This window comes from Cupriavidus basilensis OR16 (assembly GCF_000243095.1).
GTDB classification, from domain to species: domain Bacteria; phylum Pseudomonadota; class Gammaproteobacteria; order Burkholderiales; family Burkholderiaceae; genus Cupriavidus; species Cupriavidus basilensis_D.
In genome coordinates this window covers 51,533-70,985 of record NZ_AHJE01000086.1, presented here as the reverse complement: position 1 = coordinate 70,985, position 19,453 = coordinate 51,533, and the positions used below count along the sequence as shown (strand labels likewise).

Sequence of the window (19,453 nt, the reverse complement as noted above, 5' to 3'; positions counted from 1 at the left end):
AACGAGACTATAAAGAATTATCTGCGTTTCATCAATACTTTTTAATATTTTCTTGCTCAAGCAGGATTCGCAATGCGTATTACTCACCTTTCCCGCTATCCCCGCGCCAACGTTGCCGCCCGGTCCTGAAGCTGAGCCTTGTACTGCGAGGGGAGCGAATACTAGGTTGTTCGCGCAACGCTGGCAAGTTCTTTCTGAGAATTTCTGCCACGAACCCTGTCACCGCTGGATGATGGTCATCGCAAGGCACTTCGCGCGGTGTCGACCGGGCATCTGGCGCACCTTGGAGTGACCTTCACCAAACACATGACGCCCTTCCCTGTGCCATCTGTCTACTGCAGTTCGATCTTCGCGATCGCCGCCAGCCGTTTCCAGCGCGCGATCTCATCCTTCTGGTAGTCGCGAAGTTCTGCCGGCGTCGACAGGATCAGCGAGGTGGACTGGCGCTGGTAATACTCCTTGACGTCGTCGGCGGCGCCGGCCTGGGCGAATAGTTCGCCAAGGCGCTGCGCGATGGGCGCGGGTGTCTTGGCGGAGACCGCCGCTGCCACCCAGTTGTAGGCCAGGAAGTCCGGCACGCCGGCTTCGGCCGCGCTCGGCACGCCCGGCAGCAGTGGCGAGCGCTGGGGCGCGGTGTAGGCCAGCGCGCGCACCTTGCCGCCCTTGACCAACTCAATCGCGCCGCTGGCATCCACCACGGCGAAGTCCACGTTGGCGGCCATCACGCCGTTGATCGCGTCGCCCGCGCCCTTGTAGGGCACGCCAGTGGTCTTCATGCGGCTTTGCTCGTTCAGCCATTCGCTGTAAAGGGTGTACGACACCGAGCCGGTGCCATAGTTGAGCGCGCCGGGCCGCTTGCGCGCATCCTCCACCAGCGCCTTGAGCGTGTGGTATGGCGAGTTGGCCGGCACGATGATCAGGCATGGCCCACGCGATAGCAGCGTGATGGGCGTGAAGTCGGTCAGCGGATCGTAAGGCAGCTTGCGGAAGGTGGCGGCATTGGTGGACAGCGTGGAGTTGCTGCCGATAAACACCGTGTATCCGTCGGCGGGCGCGCTGAGCAGCGTTTGCACGCCGATAAAGCCGTTGCCACCCGGCTTGTTCTCCACCACCACGCCCTGCCCCGTCAGCTCGCCGATCTTCTTGGCGAACATGCGGGCGGTCATGTCCGTACCGCTGCCGGACGGGAACGGCACGATAAAGCGGATCGGGCGGCTGGGAAATGCCTGCGGCTGCGCCAACGCGGCAAACGGCGCGCCTGCCAGGCCCGCCGCAACGGCGGTGCCGGTCAGGATGGCGAAGCGGCGCCGGGAACAGTTCACGGTTCGGGTCATATTGTCTCCTTGGTCTTCCGCCCGGCGGTGGGTTCCGCCAGTGCGGGTGCGGCAGTGGTTCGGTGATGCCGTGATTTGCCTTTACGACGGGTTAACGCTTGAGGCCAAGCAGATCCCGCGCGATCACCCATCGGTGCACTTCGGTGGGACCTTCGTAGATGCGCATCAGCCGCGTCTCGTTGGCCATCTGCTGCAGCGGCATTTCCTTGGTCATGCCCATCGCGCCAAAGGCTTGCATGGCGTGGTCGATCACGTCCCAGGCCATCTCCGTGGCGAACACCTTGATCATCGAGACTTGGGTGCGCGCCTCTTCGCCTGCGTCGATGCGTGCGGCAGCCTCGTAAGTCATCAGGCGGCAGGCGTGGATGCGGGTGGCGGCATCCGCCACCCACCACTGGATTGCCTGCCGGTCCGCCAGCGCGGCGCCGAAAGTGCGGCGCTGCGGCGCGTATTCGCACAGCATGTCGAGTGCACGCTGGGCGCGGCCAATGCACCAGGCCGCCATCTGCACGCGCCGGCTGGACAGCCGTGCCTGCATCGGCGCGAAGCCCTGGCCTTCCACGCCGAGCAACTGCGTGTGCGGAACGCGGCAGTCTTCCAGCACCACCTCGTAGGTGGAGGCGCCGCCGATCATCGGGATGCGCCGCTCTACCTTGAAACCGGGCGTGCCGCGGTCGACCAGGAAGGCGGAGATCCCGCCGCGAGCGCCGCGCGCCTTGTCGGTCACGGCCATCACGATGGTCCAGTCGGCCCGGGCGGCGCGGCTGATCCAGATCTTGCGGCCATTGAGCACCCAGTCGCCGCCGTCGCGTTCGGCGCGGGTGGTCATCATGGCCGGGTCACCGCCAGCGCCAGGCTCGGAAATGGCGATGGCGGAGACGGTCTCGCCGCGCGCGTAGGGTTCCAGGTAGCGCGCACGCTGGGCCGCGTCGGCGGTCTTGAGCAGCATGCGCAGGTTCGGCGAATCGGGCGGCAGGTCGTAGGGCGTGATGGTCTTGCCTAGCTCCTCGTTGACGCCGACCATGGCCACCACCGGCAGGTCGGCGCCGCCCATCTCGGCCGGCGCGTCCAGGCCCCACAGGCCCAGCTCGCGCGAGAGTCCGTCCAGCTTGTCCTGCTCCTGTGGCAGCAGCGTGAGCTGGCCGCCCTCTGCCTCGCGGGCCAGCACGCCCGCTTCGAGTGGAATCAGCTGTTCGCGCACGAAGCGCGCCACCAGGTCCTTGAGCATCTGGTGTTCTTCTTCCAGTGCAAAGTTCATGCAATGTCTCCTTTATTGTTTGCGTGCCACTTCAGGCCGCTTTAGGCCGCTTCAGGCCGCCCGTCACCTGGGCGATGTCTTCAGGGGCTAGCCCGGCTTCGCGCAGCACTTCATCGGTATGCTCGCCCAGCGTCGGCGCGTGGCGGCGCAGCGATAACGGCGTGGCGGAGAAGCGCGCCGTGGGCCGCATCTCGCGCAACGGGCCCTCGGTGGGATGCTCGGTCTGCTGGAACAGCCCGACCGCTTCGAGGTGCGGATGCGCCGGCAATTCGTCCGGCGTATAGATCGGCGTGGCGGGGATATCCAACGTCTCGAACAGCGACATCCACGCCTTCGTGGTGCGGGTCGGCGTGATCTGCGCGAGGTGCTGGTACAGCGCGCGGATATGGGCGTTGCGCTGCGCGCGGCTGGCGATGTTGTATTTGTCAGCCAGGTCGTCGCGGCCCACAGCATGGAAAAAAGCTTTCCAGTGGCGGTCCGTGTACGGTAGCGCGCAGATCCAGCCGTCCGCGGTCTGCGCCGGCCGCCTTCCGCCCTGCAGCAGTCGCGCATAGCCGGCCGCGCCGGTGGCGGGCTCGAAGGTCAATCCCGCCAGGTGCTCGGCCATCACGAAGCTGGCCATGGTTTCCAGCATCGGAACCTCTACCGATTGTCCAGTGCCGTGGCGCTCGCGATGCAGCAGCGCGGCCATCACCGCGTTGGCCAGCGCCATCCCGGTAGTCTTGTCGGCGATCAGGCTAGGCACGTACTCGGGCCGGCCACCGGCGCCGGAGCCCAGCGACACCAGCCCGCACGCGGCCTGGATGATGTCGTCGAAGGCCGGTTTGTCGCGGTGCGGGCCGTCCTGGCCGAAGCCGGTGGCCACGCAGTAGACGATGCGCGGGTTCAACGCTGCCACCGCGGCGTAGCCAAAGCCCAGCCGCTCGATGGCGGCCACGCGCATATTGTGGATCAGCACGTCGGCGCCGGCGATCAGGCGGCGCAGCGCCGCCGCGCCCGCGGGCGTCTTCAGGTCCAGCACCACCGAGCGCTTGTTGCGGTTGAGCGCCAGGTAGATCGAACTCATGCCGGCGTTGCGCGATACGCCGTTGGCACGCATGAGGTCGCCTTCCGGCCCTTCGATCTTGATGACGTCCGCGCCCAGGTCGGCCAGCGATTGCGTGGCCAGGGGGCCCAGCACCACCGAAGTCAGGTCGAGTACGCGAATGCCGTCGAGCGGGCCGGCACAGGCGGGCTTCTGAGCTTGCATGCGGCCCCCTCAGCGGCGCTGGAAGACGGGCGCGCGGCGTTCGGCCATCGCCGCCACGCCTTCACGGAAATCCGCTGTGGCGAACTGCACGCGCTGGATGGCCAGCTCACGCTGGTTGGCCTCCACGATGCGGTCGGCAAGCCCCAGGCGCAACGTCTCGCGCGTGCTTTCCACGGCCAGTGGCGCCGAGGCTGCAATATCGTGCGCGAGCGCCAGCGCGCGGGCACGCACCTCGGCCTGTGCGACCAGTTCGTCGGCCAAACCGATGCGCACCGCTTCTTCGCCGTCGATACGCCTGCCCGTGTACAGCAGCAGCGCGGCCTGCTGCTCGCCGACCAGGCGCGGCAGCGTCACGCTCATCCCAAAGCCGGGATGGAAGCCGAGCCTGTTGAAGCTGGCGCTGAAGCGCGCTTCGCGGCATGTGATACGGAAATCCGCCACCAGCGCCAGGCCCAGCCCCGCGCCGATCGCGGCACCCGCAACCGCCGCCACGATGGGCTTGTGGTTGCGGTACAGCTTCATGGCCTGCGCATAGAAGGCCGATGGATCGCGCGAGACGCTGCCCTGGCCGGCACCGCTGAAATCGGCCCCAGCGCAGAAGGCGCCCACGCCTGACGACAGTACAACGGCGCGACAGCTGTTGTCCTCGTCGAGTTGCAGCAGCGCTTCGGCCAGCCGGCGCATGACATCGGCGTCGACAAAGTTATGGGGCGGGCAGGTGATCTCGATCTGTGCAACATGCTGGTCGCGTGTCAGGACGATTTCAGGGGTGGATGCCGAGGTCATGGCGAAAGGCTCCGGGAAGTGGAAAGACGCCCAGTATTCGCCGTTGCGGATCCCCGCGCTACACTACAATTTCGGATACTGAAATTACTTGCGCCACCCCCACAAGTGGATCGACAGACCCACGGCCACCGATATGCCTGCCATATGCCTGATTCCCAACCCCGTTCCGCCCCCGTTTCCCACCCGGATTCCCGCACCAGACTGCCTTCGACCCGTGAGCTCACCCACAGCACCGGCCGTTTTACGCGCCAGACCGGAGGCAGTCAGTCGCTCGAACGTGGCCTGATGCTGCTGCGCGCGTTCCGCGTAGGCTCTTCCAGCCTGACCAATGCGGACCTGGCCGCGCGTAAGCGCGCCTACCGGCTGGCAGCCGTGGTGGTAAGCCTGGCGGACGCCTTCCACCATGCCACCGCGGTGCCCGATATCGCGCTGCCGCTGATGCGCAAGATCGCCGAGGCGGAAAAGGTCAATGTCGGCCTGGCCGTGCCCGACCAGACCGCCATGGTCTACCTGGCCGCGGTGCGCCACAGCCGCGACAGCGTATCGCGCACCCGGCGCGTGGCGCCCGGCACGCGGATTCCAATGGAACTGACCTCGATCGGCATGGCGTGGCTGGCCGCTGTGCCGGCCGGCGTGCGCGAGCATTTGCTCGCGCAAATCGCAGAAAAGGCCGGCGACGAATGGCCGGCCTTGCACAAGGAATTGTCGCGCGGCATTGCCCAGGCCCAGGCGCAAGGCTATTGCACCGCGAACTACCAGCCGGGCCACCTGACCGCCGTGGGTGCGGCGTTCCGCGGGCCGGACCACCAGTGGTACGGACTCAATATCAGCTTCCCGCACAAGCCCAGCGAAAAGCCGCGCGATGTGGCGCGCTATGCGCCGCTGCTGCTTGGCCTGATCGAGAAAATCAGCGTGTCATGCGGGGTGGAGGACGGTGTGGAGTAAACATGGCGGCCGGCCCGGGAATCCGGGCTGCGCGATTGCTTCCCGTTTGGCCGCCGTTTGCCAATCGGCAGATCAGGGGAGCCCCGTCACCGCCCCCGCAAGGCCCCCTTACAACCCGACGTGATGGACCCAGCCGGCAGGGCCAGCGGCCTGGTTGCGCTGAATCTCCACCAGCCGTTCCCTTAGCACCTTGACCGTGTTGCCGGCGGTGCCGTCCCCGATCGCGAAGCGCGTCCGCGCGGACCGCACTTCGCCGATGGCCACCAGCGTCGCCGCCGTTCCGCAAACAAAGGCCTCGGCCAGGCGTCCGCTTTGGGCATCCGCCTCCCACTCCGGGTACGAATACCGGCGCTCTTCCACCGTCATGCCCATCTCCCTGGCCAGCTCGATCACCGAAGCCCGGGTGATGCCCGGAAGAATCGAGCCGCTAAGGGGCGGCGTGACCAGGGTGCCGTCGTCCATCACGAAGAAGATGTTCATGCCACCGAGTTCCTCCACCCAGCGGTGCTCGGCGGCATCCAGGAAGACCACCTGGTCGCATCCGTTCGCGGTGGCCTCGCTCTGCGCGACCAGGCTGCCGGCATAGTTGCCGCCGCACTTCGCCTCGCCGGTGCCGCCGGGCGCGGCGCGCGTGTAGTTCTCGGATACCCAGACGGAGACGGCCTTGTCGCCGCCCTTGAAGTACGGGCCGACCGGGCAGGCGATCACGCAGAAAATAAACTCGGAGGCCGGCTTGATGCCAAGAAAGCCGGCTTGATGCCAAGAAATACCTCATTCGCGAACATGAAGGGACGCAAGTAGAGGCTGCCCGAACCGTGCGGCACCCAGGCCTGGTCGACCCGCACCAGTTGCTCGATCGCTTCCAGGAAGAGGGATTCGGGCAGCGCCGGCATGGCCATGCGCTTGGCCGACGCCTGGAAGCGGCGCGCATTCTCGAGCGGGCGGAACAGCGTTACGGCGCCATCCGCGCCGCGATAGGCCTTCATGCCCTCGAAGATCTCCTGGCCATAGTGGAGCACCGAGCACGCCGGATCGATCGAGAAAGGCTTGCGTGCGGTGACCTTGGCGTCCTGCCAACCCTGTCCTTCGCGCCAGGTGATCGTCACCATATGGTCGGTGAAGACGCGGCCGAACGCGGGGTCCCGCATCAGTGCTTCCCGGGTGGCGGCGTCGAGCGCGTTCGGGTTGGGTTCGAGGCTGAAAGTGGTTTGTTGCGTCATGAGCGCTAGTCTTCCTTCGCTGGCGTTGGGGATCGGCAGCAGGGCGAACACGCCTGTCTGCCGCCGGCATGGCACGTGGCTTTGCGTGAAATCCGGGGTATCGATGATCGCATGCTGGCGCCCAGCTTGTCTTCAATGCCGTTGCAGCCCCCACCGCCAGGCATGCCGCGCCGGCGTGGCACACGCTTGCCGGTCTTTTCCGCAGGCGGGCACTTTTTTAGTCTCCAGCCCCCTTGCCTTTCCATCAGAACGTAAAAATATGGCTTATTGAGCACATTTAATCAATCCACAAGGTCTGCGTCCGGCCCTGACCGCCACCCAGCTCGCGCGATGCACCGGTTCCACCCCGCCCCGCGAGCCCGGCGCAGGGCACGCGGCCCGGATCCAACTGCTGGCCTAAAGTTACCCGCTCGGCTGCCGTAGTTCGCAGTGTGGTGCCGAAGACGGGCCAACGCCGTGGCCTCGTGCACCGAGATCTTGCTGTACGCAGACCGACCCACCCAGGCATCTTTACTCTCATCGGCATGACCGTATCCTCGCTCCGCACCCGCATCGTCCTGATCACGTCAGCCACAGTTGTCGGCGCCCTGGCACTCTCGGGTGCCGCCACCTATGGCATCGTCCGCGCCAACATGACGGCGACAATGGAGAGCGACCTTAGCGCCATCGCCAGCGGCAACACGCTGGCGATCGAACAATGGGTCACCGCAAAGGCGTTGGCCGTCAAGACTGCGGCGGAGGTCGTGGAGAAAGGCGATCCCACCGGCCTGGTCAAGTTCATGGGCACCGCAAACGGCTTTCCTGTGACCACCATCGGGTGGACCGACAAGTCCTACTACTCCAGCAGCACCACGACGCCAAAGGACTACGATCCCACCACGCGCCCCTGGTACAAGGGCGCACTGGCCGCGGGCAAGCTCACTGTGACCAAGCCGTACGGCGATGTCTCGACGCGCGTGCCGTACGTCTCCTTTGCGGCGCCGCTCATCCGTGACGGCGCGACAATCGGCGCGGTCAGCGGCGCAGTGCCACTGGACGGCGTGCGGGAAGTCGTGAAAGCGATACATCCGACGGCGTCCAGCTTGGCCTTCGTCGTAGCCAGTGACGGCCAGGTGATCGCCCACCCCGATGCGAATCAGATGCTCAAGCCGGTCAGCGAAGTGGCAGCCGCACTAACGCCTGCCATGCTCGATAACCTGGTTCGGGCTAGCGCGCCGCTGGAAGTGGAAATCCAGGGCGTGCCGAAGTTGCTGAAGGCCCAGCCTGTCGCTGGCACCGACTGGTATCTGGTGATCGCGCTCGATAAAGCCGAGGCCACCGTAGGCCTGCGCCGCGTCGTAAGCGCCATGGGCATCGCCTTGGTCCTGCTTACCCTGGCTGCGCTCGGCATTGTCACCTTCTTCACCGCGAAAGCCTTCCGCAGGCTCTCCCGGGTACGTGACGCGATGGACACCATCGGGACCGGCGGGGGCGACCTGACCCGCCGGCTGGAGGTAGTAGGCAATGATGAGGTGGCACAGATATCCGCGTCGTTCAACGCCTTCGTGGAGAAGATCGGCGCCGTGCTGGTCGACGTGCGCGCCAGCGTGCAGGGCATGACCTCGGCCACCGGCGAGATCGAGGCAGGCAACCGCGACCTGTCGCACCGCACTGAGGCCTCAGCCAGCAATCTGCAGGAGACCTCGGCGGCCTTGACCCAGCTGGCATCAAGTGTGAAGCAGACGGCGGAAGCAGCCGAACAGGCAACGCAGCTGGCAACCGATGCCAGTGCCACCGCGGCGCGTGGCGGCGAAGTTGTCTCCGGCGCCGTACGCATCATGGGTGAGATCGCCCGATCGTCGGGACGCATCACGGAAATCATCGGCGTGATCGACAGCATCGCCTTCCAGACCAATATCCTCGCGCTTAACGCGGCGGTCGAGGCGGCGCGCGCCGGGGAACAAGGCCGCGGCTTTGCCGTGGTGGCAGGCGAGGTGCGGACCCTGGCCCAGCGCAGCGCCACCGCCGCCCAGGAAATCAAGGGTCTTATCGAAAGCTCCGTAGCCAGCGTCAGCAGCGGCACCGAGCGGGTCCAGGCGGCAGGCTCGACCATGACCGAAATCGTCAAGGACATCGAGCACGTCCGCCGCATCATTACCGAGATACATGGTGCGGTGAGCGAGCAGAACACGGGCATCGGACAGCTCGACCAGAGCGTGTCGGAAATGGATCAGGCCACGCAACAGAACGCTGCGCTGGTTGAGCAGTCCGCGGCAGCCTCTTCCATGCTGAGTGATCAGGCGCAGGAGCTCGCGCGAACGGTGGCACGATTTCAACTGCGTGAGGCATAACAAGGTTCACTGAGCGCTGCTCACGGACAACGGCACGGACATGAACGTGCCGTTGTCCCACGCACTCATTGCGCCAAGACCGCCTCCATTGCCTTCCTGAACAGCTCCGGCCCAGTCAGCGCAACAGCAATCCGGCCAGCAGCAACAGCAGCACATCCAGCCCCAGCAGGCTGCGTGGTCGCATCCTCCCTTGCAGCAGGCCGCCCAGGCCAATCAGGCCGGCGATCAGCAACAGTGCCAGCCCCCACAGCAGGCCGCTCCCCAGCGCATCGCTTTGCCATAGATAGCCGGCACTTGCCACCATCAGCAGAGCGAACTGCAGCAGGGCAACTGGCGCGGCACCGGCCACCAGAGGCGGATCGAAGCGCTGGCGCGCACGCTGCAGGTCAAAGGGCGCACTATCATCGCTCACGCCGGGCGGCAGCCAGCCCGGCGCCTTGAACCACACCTTGAACTTGTCCTGCCAGCGTGGCGCACGGCGCGCCAGCTGCCACAGCGGCACATAGCCGGAAGCCACCGCCCATAGCGGACTCCAGCTGTTGAGCGGCTTGCGAGTACCATACACCGGCTTCTCCTGCTCCTCGGCAAAAGTGCCGAACAGCCGGTCCCAGATGATCAGCATCCCTCCATAGTTCTTGTCCAGGTACTGGTCGTTGACCGCATGATGCACACGATGGTTGGACGGCGAGGAAAACACCCGGTCAAACCAGCCCAGCTTGCCGATGTGCTCGGTGTGGATCCAGAACTGGTATAGCAGCACGATGAGGCCGGCCAGCGCAAACTGCTGCGGAGGAACGCCAGCCAGCGCCATCGGCAAGTAAAACGGCCACCCCAGGAAGGCAACGGTACTCTCCTGGCGCAGCGCGGTGGACAGATTGAAATCCTGGCTCTGGTGATGCACGGCATGGGCGGCCCAGAACACTGCGCTTTCATGCCCGGCCCGGTGTAGCCAGTAGTCGCAGAAATCGAACATCACGATCGCCAGCAGCCAGCCCCAGACACTGCCCCACAGGCCTGCATGGGGAAACAGTGCCACCCGGCGCCACGTCAAGGCATACAGGCCGATCTGGAAGAGCTGGCTGACGCTCGCCACCAGCTGGCTTAGCAAGCCCTGGCTCAGGCTGCTGAGGGCATCATTCAGGCGATAGGTATTGCGACCGACGTACAGGCCGTAGCCCAGCTCCGCCAGCATCAAGAGCAGGAATACCGGCAAAGCGTAGACGGTGATTTGTTCTTCCATTAGCCACTCACAAAAAGTGCCTTACGACTGACAGACGATTGACCGATCCCTTGCCGGGACTGGTCGGAAACGGTCGTCATTATGGCAAGAAATGGTTTCTGTCGCACTGAGGGGGGCGGGTCTGCCGCGAACCTCGCAAGACGAGTGAACGACGATGAGAGCGCTGAATCCGGCGGTGGCGAAGGTGCGCCAACGGTTGCATTATCCGCTGGGTGTGATGCTGACCTGCGTAGCGTGGCCGACGGTGAGCCATGACACCTTGGCCGCGCATGAAATCATGCGCAGCAAACTATTGCCCACCGCGGGCCTCTGCAAGCGCAACGGTCAAGTGCTGCACCTTCTTTTTCAACTGATCGCGCTCTTCAGTCAGCTGTGTAACCAATAGCGTCAGGCGGTGAATTGCCAGTTGATCGGGGGTGGCGTCGCTGGGCGGGGGCACCGGTTCAGGCTTGGGTGGCACGCGGGCCTCGCGCACCTGCCTTGCCACCTGGCGCAGTTCCTTCTTCCCTCCAGCAACAGCCGCTACTTGCTTCTCGCCAGGCAAGGAGGCTACGGCAGCCGCAGCATTAATAGAAATCACGCCCGCCCTTACAGCGCTGACCAACTCGGGCGCAGCCGTCTTCTGGATTTTCTCGATCTGACCAAGCGTCGCACTGCTCACCCGCGCCGTGCGCGCAACAGCCTCGCGAGTCATCACTGGATCGGCTCCGGATTGCGTGGCGACTTCAGCCCCGGCAGGTTTTGCAGAACCATGCTGCGCTTGCGCTTGTGTCAGACGCGCGGATACGATTTCCTTCTTCCGCAGTGCGAGTACGCCTCGTTGGAAATCCGATACGCTGCGCCGCCCGAGGTGATTGTCGATCATCCACAGGTGCACATCGTCCATGGACCCGAACGTCTGGTTTTGTACCGTATTGAAAGAGATTCCGTGCTCCCGGCAGATGCTGTAGCGGTTGTGTCCGTCCACCAGGAGATCGCCCCACAACACCAGCGCATCGCGGCACCCTTCCGAGAGTAGGCTGCGTTCTAGCGCTGCGTATTCGTCCTCAGTAAGTGGATCGATATAGGCACGGAGGTCTTCGTTGATAGTGATTGTCATGGGCAAAACAAAAAATTAGCACAGTAGTGTACACACTGCCGTCACCGAATCGCCCGCAGCCTCGCATTGACCGCATTCACATCAAAGCCGACCGGGTCGAATACGCCTCCAATCCACAACCGGAAGTCATTGTGCTGTTCGTGGGTCTTGTCCCGGAGCGCTGCGAGGAATTCCGCATAACCGTGTGGCCCACCAACGTCTTCCGGAGGGCAAGCGTTTTCGCCAGCCTGGCAAACCGGCAGAGCCAGTGCCAGGTCAGGGCAGCCAACTGATTCGACGATTACGCGGTGCTGCCAGTCATCGCCAAAGTCATAGTGGTATTCGAATTCGGTGGCCGCGCCGAGCGCTTTGTTCAGCCGAACGCCCTTCTCCGAGCGCAGGCTTTCATTCGAGACGTCCTTATCCTGTACACCGAACCGCTCGCCGTTGATGGCGAATTCATGCAGGTGAGTGTCCTCCCAGCCCATCACAAAATGGATCACCTTGTGGAGCTTGGGGAGTGGTATGTCGGCCGGGACAACAAAGCGGCGCCAGACCAGAGGCTTGACGTGGAGCAACTCAATACGAAGGGATGCGGCAAGCTTGAGCACAGGCGGAAGAGATGGTGAATTAGTCTGCAGCCCAAGCCAACTGGCTTGCACTGTGAAACTCATGAGCCACGACCGAGCGGCTCATGGTGGGCGCGGGCGAAGGAAATCGAAGTGATAGCCTCTACCCGCCACCCACTAGACGCGGCAATGATTTTAGCCAAATCTGCAGAGGATGTCGGCCTTCTGCCCCCAGGCGGCGTGTCCACAGGCTGCACCAAAAGTACGATTATCCCTTCGAGGGCGGCGCCTTGGGGGCCGTGACAGACGGCAACAAGCTTGGACCATCGAGGGGCGCTCCCGTGGTCTGGGCCTGAGTAGGCGAGCGGAGATCATGCCAGGCATATCGATTTCCATGATGAACCTCCAGACGTCCGATTTGAGTCCCTCAGTGTCCCCGGAAGCGAGGCATTGGGCCCATCCCAGTAGAGTCTGGCGCTGACACGGAAAACGTCCTTTCAAATCAATGGGTTGAAAACCCTTCGAATTCGCTGGATCGCGTCCATCGGGTGCAAAATCTGGCGCATCCGCCTTGCCTGCCGCAGAGAAGCCCCAGGCTCTGCCCGGGTGTATTGCTCAACGCCGCCGTCCGCATCGGGCTCCGGCTTCCATCCCTCACGATGTGCCTCGGCCGCCTCCAGCTCTCACTCCCCTGCCGCGCCTCTTGCCTTCCGCAAATCATTTATTACGTCGACATTAATAATTTAACGATGCTAAACTAGCCTCGCACTTGTTGTCACCAATTAAGGGAACGCTATGACTGCATCGAAAGCCATTTACCTCGATCCACCGGCCGGTCTCGAGCGCATGGTGATCGGGGAAGCCACGGCCGCACCCCCCAGGCAGGGGGAGATCACCGTCCGTATTCGTGCAAGTTCGCTCAATTATCATGATTACGCCGTGGTTTCCGGCCGTCGGGGATTGAAAGACAGGCGCATTCCAATGGCTGACGGCGCAGGGGACGTCACAGCCATTGGCGCGGGCGTGAAGGATTTTTCCGTTGGCGACCGTGTCGTCAGCACCTTCTTCCCGAGCTGGCACGATGGAGAAGCTCGCGTGTGCGATTTCGCCACCGTTCCCGGGGATGGCGTCGACGGCTTTGCGCGGGAAACCGTAACGTTACCTGCAAGCTGCTTCACGCATGCCCCACACAGATACAGCCATGCCGAGGCTGCGACGCTGACCACGGCCGGGCTGACGGCATGGAGAGCACTGTTTGTCGATGGCGCCTTGAAGGCCGGGGAAACCGTGCTGGTTCTCGGCACTGGCGGAGTCTCGATCTTCGCCCTGCAATTCGCCAAGGCAGCCGGCGCACGGGTGATCGCCACCTCATCCTCGGACGAGAAACTTGCCAGGCTCCGAAAGCTTGGCGCCGATGGCCTGATCAACTATCGCGAGACTGTGCAATGGGGAGAAACAGTGCGCGAAATGACGGACGGCACTGGGGTCGACCATGTTATCGAGGTCGGCGGAGCGGCAACGCTCGATCAATCAATGACGGCCGCCCGTGTCGGCGGACATATCGCCGTGATCGGCTCACTGGGAAACCCGACCGGGCCGGTCACCATCACCCAGTTGCTGCGCAAGCATCTGCGCCTGACCGGCCTGCTGGTAGGGAGCCGCCGACACCAGCTCGACATGATACGAGCCCTGAATGTCACTGGCATCCGCCCGGTAATCGATCGGCACTTTCCCCTGGAAGCGATCGCTGACGCCTTTCGCTACCAGGAATCGAATCGGCACATCGGCAAGATCGTACTGGATATCTGATTGCCGGTTGTTTACCCGCCAGACGCCGCCAGCCATGGCGAATGCTCAGCATCATGTGGCCGGGCGCGTCCCGCTGCCCGGCGTACCCTGGCGGCCACCTCGCGGAGCGCGGAGCCGACCACTCGCTAGCAACCCATCGCTGTCGCTTCCAGGTTCACCCACGTGGCGGCTGGCACCAAGGATCCCCGTCTTCTGGATCTATGAGCGCTTGCCGCTCTTAAGTTAGGCTGGCTTGCTCCGCCTGATCCCGGGAGGGTACCGCAGGCAGAACCAGGGACAAGTACAAGTACAAAGACAAATACAAGGGAGGAGAAACCGGAATATGAGAGCGACAATGATGATGCGATCCATCAGATTTGCCCTGACATTGACACTTGCGGCGGGCAGCGTCGCGGGCACGTCAATTTGCGCTGCCGTGGAGAATGCGGCCACGACCGCAGACACGATCTATATCAACGGCAAGGTGCTGACGGTGGACGCCGGCGACAGCACCGCGGAAGCGGTCGCCGTACGTGACGGCCGTGTCCAGGCGGTAGGACACAGGGGCGACATCGAGGCACTGGCCGGGCCGGGCACCAGGGTGGTCGACCTCCAAGGGAAAACGCTGATTCCCGGCTTCGTCGACGCGCACAGTCATTTCCTGGCGACCGGCGCCGCAGAGGCGTTCTCGGTCGATTTGAGCAGTGCTCCCGTCGGCACCGTCAAGAACATCGACGAGATCGTCGCGCGCCTGAAGCGCAAGGCCGAAAGCACGCCCAAGGGAGAATGGATTCTTGGCTACGGCTATGACGACACTCTGGTCACGGAGAAACGGCACCCGACCCGAGCCGACCTGGACCGGGTATCCACCGATCATCCGATCTTCATTCGCCACGTATCGGGTCACTTCGCCGTTGCCAACAGCAAGGCCCTGGAACTAGCGCAGATCACAAGGAACACCCCGAATCCGCAGGGCGGAGAATTTCGGCGCGACGCCGCCACAGGCGAACTGAATGGCGTACTGGAGGAGACCACCGCACTGGCAGCAGTGGCGGCCAGGATACCGACGCTGAGCCGTGAGAAGAATCTCGAGGCGATCCGCAAGGCCACCGAAATCTACACGGCCAAAGGCGTGACGACAGCGCAAGACGGCGCCCTCGGGGATCCCAAACTGCTGGGCATGCTGCAAGAAGCGGCGGCGCAGGGGCAACTGCGGATCCGCCTGGTACTCTGGCCCACCGCTCCTGTCGCCAAGGCGCTGATCGACGGCAAGCTCGAGTTCCACCCACCGGATCCGCAATTGCTCAGGATCGGTGCAACCAAAATTTTCGATGACGGCTCGATCCAGGGCTATACCGGCTACCTGAGCGAGCCATACCACGTGCACGCGCCTGGAAAGGACCACACTTATCGCGGCTACCCCACCATGCCGCGCGACCAGCTTGCTGCTCTGGTGCTCGAACAACACAAGGCCGGCCGGCAGATTGCCATCCACGGCAACGGCGATGCCGCCATCGACGACATCCTGTTCGCTTTCAGCGAAGCGCAGAAGGCCTTCCCCCGTGCCGATGCGCGCCACATCATCGTGCACGCGCAGACAGCACGCGATGACCAACTCGCCAGGATGAAGGCGCTGGGCGTTATCCCGTCCTTCTTTGTCCTGCATACCTACTACTGGGGCGACCGGCACCGCGACGTCTTCCTCGGGCCTCAGCGCACCATGCGCATCAGCCCGGCTGAATCCGCGCGCAAGCTGGGTCTGCGATTCACCATCCACACCGACACACCCGTGGTGCCGATGGATCCGCTGCGCCTGATGTGGTCTGCGGTCAACCGGATTTCGAGTAGCGGCAAGGTTATCGGAGCGGCGGAGCGCATCAGTCCGACCCTGGCGCTGCGCGCGGTCACCGCTCGCGGACTTCGCCATCCTGTCAGCCAGCCCGCTGGACGACCCCGCACGGATCAAGGATATCCAAGTGCTCGAGACCATCGTGGGAGGGAAGACCATTTACTCACGGTGAAAGGCATGGCCCGGCCCGTACTCCTGACCCCTGCTGCCCGGGGTCATCGTACTTTTTTGTGCGAATTCTGGCGGATTGCATCGAAAAGGCCATGCCATTCAAAGGCTTTTGCGATGACCCCGACAAGCACGCAAGCGATGCGCGTTCAAGGTTCCGCCAAGCTGAACAGTGTCTTGAGGTCGTCCCCACTGAGATTGCCGATCCACTGTTCGCCAGTACCGATCACCAGGTCGGCCAGCTCCCGCTTGGCGCGAAGCATGTCGTTGATACGTTCTTCAAACGTCGCGCGCGTGATGAAGCGGTGGACCTGAACGTTGCGCTGCTGGCCAATGCGATAGGCCCGGTCCGTGGCCTGCGCTTCGACGGCAGGATTCCACCAGAGGTCGTAATGGATGACATTGGAGGCCGCGGTCAGGTTCAGCCCGGTCCCGCCGGCCTTGATCGACAGGATAAACACCCGGTCGGTCCGGTCGCTCTGGAACCGCTCGACCATCGCATCCCGCCTGGCTCGCGGGACACCGCCGTGGAGAAATAGCGGATCTCGGCCATAGCGCTGTTGTACCCAACGGCATAGCAAGTCGCCCATCTCGCGGAACTGGGTGAATACCAGCACCTTCTCATGGCTGGCATGGATATCTTCAATGAGCTCAAAGAATCGCTCGGCCTTGCCAGACGCCGCTGCATCGATCTGCCCTCCTTCAGATATAGCGCGGGATGATTGCAGATCTGCTTCAATGCCAGCATCATCTGCAGCACCAGGCCTTGGCGCTTGAAGGTGTCGGATTCCCCCGCGACGGTTCGCAACCCTTCCTGCACCACCGATTCATACAGAGCCGTCTGCACCTTGGTCAGCGTGCAGAACTGATCCTGCTCGCTCTTGTCTGGCAGGTCGCTGATGATGGCCTTGTCGGATTTCAGGCGTCGCAACAGGAAGGGAGCCGTCACCCGCTTGAAGCGCTGGACGACGTGCTGATCGCGCTGGATTTGAATCGGCGTCGCATACTCCCTCACGAATTGGCTGAGGCTTCCCAGATAACCTCGGTTAGCGAAATCCAGGATGCTCCAGTACTCGGACAGGCGGTTCTCCACCGGCGTGCCGCTCATGGCAATCACGCTAGCGGCGGGGACCGCCTTCACGGCCTTGGTTTGGGCGGCAGCCGGGTTCTTGATATTCTGAGCCTCATCTACCACCACGACGCGCCATGCCAAGGTACGCAGGGCAGTGGTCAACAAGCTGGTTGGCATGATGACCAGGGCCTTGGCGTCGTCAAGTGCGCCATCTTCCTTGAGCTTTTGCAGGGTCGTAATGACCTGCAGTGTCTTGCCCAGACCCATGTCGTCCGCAATCACGCTGCCAAGGCCAACTCGCGCATTCCGATAAAGCCAGGCATAGCCCCGCTGCTGGTATGGGCGCAGGGTAGCGTCAATACCGCGCGGCAGAGGCACCGTGCCCGCTTGCAGCAGGTCCTGGATGATTTTCCTGGCCTTGCCATCCAGACCGACAGCCGTCCCGGCGAATTCCCCCGCTAGCGCGACACGCAGCAACTCAGCGCCGGCAGGCGTAGATGGATTGGCCATCTGCGCGCGCAGGCGCTCGACCTCGTGCGGATCCAGATAGACGTACATTCCCTTGAAACGTATGACGCCCGTGGCGTCCTTGACCAATCGCTCGAATTCGGCGCGGGTCAGCAGATGGTCACCAACGGCCACGCTGCCCTTGATCTGCATGGACAAGCGGGGACGTAGCAACCGCTCGAGCGCTTTCGGCAACAGCGCGCGAATCCCCAGCAAGCGGACCACGGGCAAGGTGTCGAACAGCAAGCCCGGCAGCGCATCCGCGGCAATCTGGATAGGTGTCTTTGCGCCGGCACGGATGTAGGTATTGATCGGTGGGAAGCCCTCGGCCAGGAGCGCGATCGTCTGCAGAATGCCAAAACGCGCCTTCGACCAGCCCTGGTCGGTGAGAATCGAGGCAAGTGGTACTGGCTTGTTCGGTGCTGCCGAACGATCCTCGACCGCAAGTGACAGCCCGAAACTCCCAGCCTTTGCTTCCTCGAGGCACAGCACCGGTGCGTATTCGCGGTGCGCCAGATGGAATCGGGACAGCCAGGTATGGATACCGCCAGCAATTGTGCGAGCAATTGCAGCGCGATCAGTCGCACGTGGAACAAGGCCGCCACGCCAGGCTGCAGGTCTGGCAGGTTGCTGGCTTCGATCCGAGCCAGTGCTGTTTCCAAGGCATCGACGGTGGTGATGTCTTTCGTACCGGCCACGGACGCGTGAAATTGCGGGTCCAGCGCAATCGTCGGCAGGTCGTCCGCCGCAAGCGTGAGGCCCCCAGCGTTGACAGCGCCGATGTCCATGGCTAGTCGCGCCGCCTTGCCCACCCGTAGCAGGACACGCTGCATGGTCTCGCGAAAGTCTCCGTTAGTGAAAAATGTGGGGTGCGCAGGCAGCACGTGCAGGAGCGGAGCGCTCACATCCGGAATCGCGGACAGATCAATCTGATCAAGCGCGGCAAGATCTCCCGCATCGACCGCCATGTCTGCCGCCGTCGGCAGCAGTTCGGCCAAGGTTGGCAGGACAGCCCCGGCTCCCGGTTCCAGATGGATATCGCGCGACTTCAAGGCTTGCGCCAGATCGACGCCACGCAGTGCAAACACCAAAAACAGATTGCCATCGATCTCGCGGCTCAGCAGGTAAATCGCAGCCGCCAGGTGTTTGCAAGGCACGGCCCAATCCGGGCAGGAGCAATGCATGTCTAGATCCTTCCAGCGCTCGGGAAAGACAGAAATACCAAGTTTGCGGGCTCGATCCAGAACCGTCGGATCCAGTTCCCGATTGAGCATCCTGGCGATCAAGGCAGGATCGGTCGCGATGTCATCCAGAAGCCGTGTCGAATCCTTCGTGGAAAGTGGCGGCACGGCGATCGTCACCTCGTAGGGGCGCCGCCGGGAGCCTTGTACCAGGGCGTGAATGGTTCCATCCCTGACGACCAGATCCTTGACCGCGCCCTTGTTGGCGTAGGTTCTTCCGCGCGGCAAGCGGTTGTCATAGTCGATGTGGGTCAGAGCATTGAGCCACTGCTCGCCCCACCACGTTTTGCCGAAAGCTTGTCTTGTCACTGTGTCAACGTCGCGTTCCCATTGGGGGGATTTTCTCAGGGAAATACAGTTCGTGTTGAAAACGGTGCACTACAGAGAAGTTACCCACTGGCACGAGTCCTAACTTGCGGCCTCGTGCTTTTGGCGACACACCCCCAAGTACAGAGGACGCTGAGCCAACATTCTTGGAGATGGCCGCCTTTCGCAGGTTTTCATGGCGCGGCTCTGCGCATGGCGAGGCGACGAAACTGATGCCGTCGCGTGAGCCCTATCGGCGGGGGTACCGGCCCCCGCCCTGATTCGCGCACTAGTCAAAACTGACTGCGTTCACCGCGCAGGACGACAGGTTGGACTCGTAGCTGCCGGTGCGTACCCCCCATTGCCCTCCCCGCTGGGCCTGGAGCCAGAGCTCGATCGTTGTGATGAGAGTGGCATCGTGAACATGCTTGTCTTGCCGCCAGCAGACTTTGACCTCTGTTCCGGTGGTGGCTTCGGTGAATTTTTCCTGGCAATACTTGGCCATGGCTGGCT

The 19,453-nt window shown here is 63.3% G+C and carries 15 protein-coding genes and 3 pseudogenes; 6 read left to right on the top strand and 12 right to left on the bottom strand.

Translation table 11 applies throughout. The features are described from left to right. Positions 1-332 precede the first annotated feature (332 nt). The 4 genes from OR16_RS28140 to OR16_RS28125 all read right to left on the bottom strand — a co-directional run bounded on the left by OR16_RS28140 (position 333) and on the right by OR16_RS28125 (position 4,627). On the bottom strand, positions 333-1,334 hold the full coding sequence (locus OR16_RS28140; RefSeq protein ID WP_006161816.1) for a Bug family tripartite tricarboxylate transporter substrate binding protein: 1,002 nt from the start codon (positions 1,332-1,334) through the stop codon (positions 333-335). Positions 1,335-1,425: 91 nt separating this feature from the next. Further along, on the bottom strand, positions 1,426-2,592 hold the full coding sequence (locus OR16_RS28135; protein WP_006161814.1) for an acyl-CoA dehydrogenase family protein: 1,167 nt from the start codon (positions 2,590-2,592) through the stop codon (positions 1,426-1,428). A 31-nt stretch (positions 2,593-2,623) separates the two neighbouring features. Then, positions 2,624-3,841 carry a CaiB/BaiF CoA transferase family protein gene (locus OR16_RS28130; RefSeq protein WP_006161813.1) on the bottom strand — a complete coding sequence of 406 codons (1,218 nt, stop codon included), beginning with the start codon at positions 3,839-3,841 and terminating at the stop codon, positions 2,624-2,626. 9 nt (positions 3,842-3,850) lie between these two features. Then, positions 3,851-4,627, bottom strand: a complete 777-nt coding sequence (locus OR16_RS28125; protein WP_006161811.1) for an enoyl-CoA hydratase/isomerase family protein — start codon at positions 4,625-4,627, stop codon at positions 3,851-3,853. Positions 4,628-4,912: 285 nt separating this feature from the next. Between OR16_RS28125 and OR16_RS40090 the strand changes: the two genes are divergently transcribed. Then, positions 4,913-5,572 (top strand): IclR family transcriptional regulator domain-containing protein, encoded by a 660-nt coding sequence (locus OR16_RS40090; RefSeq protein ID WP_006161809.1) that lies wholly within the window; start codon positions 4,913-4,915, stop codon positions 5,570-5,572. A 108-nt stretch (positions 5,573-5,680) separates the two neighbouring features. Here the strand turns inward: OR16_RS40090 and OR16_RS48470 are convergent, their stop codons facing one another. Together OR16_RS48470 and OR16_RS48465 are read right to left on the bottom strand one after the other, a co-directional pair. Continuing rightward, a complete protein-coding gene (locus OR16_RS48470) occupies positions 5,681-6,280 on the bottom strand; it encodes an aminotransferase class IV (RefSeq protein WP_006161808.1) in 600 nt (199 codons plus the stop codon). Then, positions 6,277-6,843, bottom strand: coding sequence for a hypothetical protein (locus OR16_RS48465; RefSeq protein ID WP_006161805.1), 567 nt, complete (start codon positions 6,841-6,843; stop codon positions 6,277-6,279). Before OR16_RS48465 ends, OR16_RS48470 begins: the two co-directional genes overlap by 4 nt. A gap of 473 nt (positions 6,844-7,316) precedes the next feature. Here OR16_RS48465 and OR16_RS28110 point away from each other — a divergent pair, with 473 nt between their 5' ends. Beyond that, entirely contained in the window at positions 7,317-9,122 is a 1,806-nt protein-coding gene (locus OR16_RS28110) for a methyl-accepting chemotaxis protein (protein ID WP_006161803.1), read from the top strand. Between the two features lie 115 nt (positions 9,123-9,237). On the opposite strand, the gene OR16_RS28105 is transcribed toward OR16_RS28110, so the two are convergent. Then, positions 9,238-10,362 (bottom strand): sterol desaturase family protein, encoded by a 1,125-nt coding sequence (locus OR16_RS28105; protein ID WP_006161801.1) that lies wholly within the window; start codon positions 10,360-10,362, stop codon positions 9,238-9,240. Between the two features lie 154 nt (positions 10,363-10,516). On the opposite strand from OR16_RS28105, the pseudogene OR16_RS44675 reads away from it, so the two are divergent. Then, a pseudogene (locus OR16_RS44675) lies at positions 10,517-10,600 on the top strand (IS6 family transposase); the annotation flags it as partial. 51 nt (positions 10,601-10,651) lie between these two features. Here the strand turns inward: OR16_RS44675 and OR16_RS28100 are convergent. Together OR16_RS28100 and OR16_RS28095 are read right to left on the bottom strand one after the other, a co-directional pair. Beyond that, a complete protein-coding gene (locus OR16_RS28100; RefSeq protein ID WP_006161799.1) occupies positions 10,652-11,461 on the bottom strand; it encodes a hypothetical protein in 810 nt (269 codons plus the stop codon). Between the two features lie 41 nt (positions 11,462-11,502). Then, positions 11,503-12,114, bottom strand: coding sequence for a plasmid pRiA4b ORF-3 family protein (locus OR16_RS28095; RefSeq protein WP_192816465.1), 612 nt, complete (start codon positions 12,112-12,114; stop codon positions 11,503-11,505). Between the two features lie 690 nt (positions 12,115-12,804). Between OR16_RS28095 and OR16_RS28090 the strand changes: the two genes are divergently transcribed. Both OR16_RS28090 and OR16_RS28085 read left to right on the top strand, forming a co-directional pair. Beyond that, the gene (locus tag OR16_RS28090; RefSeq protein ID WP_043421438.1) at positions 12,805-13,818 is read left to right on the top strand and encodes a zinc-dependent alcohol dehydrogenase family protein; all 1,014 of its coding nucleotides are present in this window, start codon (positions 12,805-12,807) and stop codon (positions 13,816-13,818) included. Between the two features lie 334 nt (positions 13,819-14,152). Then, on the top strand, positions 14,153-16,129 hold the full coding sequence (locus OR16_RS28085) for an amidohydrolase (protein ID WP_006161795.1): 1,977 nt from the start codon (positions 14,153-14,155) through the stop codon (positions 16,127-16,129). A gap of 74 nt (positions 16,130-16,203) precedes the next feature. Here the strand turns inward: OR16_RS28085 and OR16_RS48460 are convergent. Beyond that, positions 16,204-16,431 (bottom strand): annotated as a pseudogene (locus tag OR16_RS48460) (helicase-related protein); the annotation flags it as partial. A 107-nt stretch (positions 16,432-16,538) separates the two neighbouring features. Further along, positions 16,539-17,546 (bottom strand): annotated as a pseudogene (locus tag OR16_RS48455) (SNF2-related protein); the annotation flags it as partial. A 401-nt stretch (positions 17,547-17,947) separates the two neighbouring features. On the opposite strand from OR16_RS48455, the gene OR16_RS46480 reads away from it, so the two are divergent. Continuing rightward, positions 17,948-18,187, top strand: a complete 240-nt coding sequence (locus tag OR16_RS46480; RefSeq protein ID WP_043421437.1) for a hypothetical protein — start codon at positions 17,948-17,950, stop codon at positions 18,185-18,187. A gap of 1,042 nt (positions 18,188-19,229) precedes the next feature. On the opposite strand, the gene OR16_RS28065 is transcribed toward OR16_RS46480, so the two are convergent. Continuing rightward, positions 19,230-19,445 (bottom strand): hypothetical protein, encoded by a 216-nt coding sequence (locus OR16_RS28065; protein ID WP_006161793.1) that lies wholly within the window; start codon positions 19,443-19,445, stop codon positions 19,230-19,232. Positions 19,446-19,453: the final 8 nt, after the last annotated feature.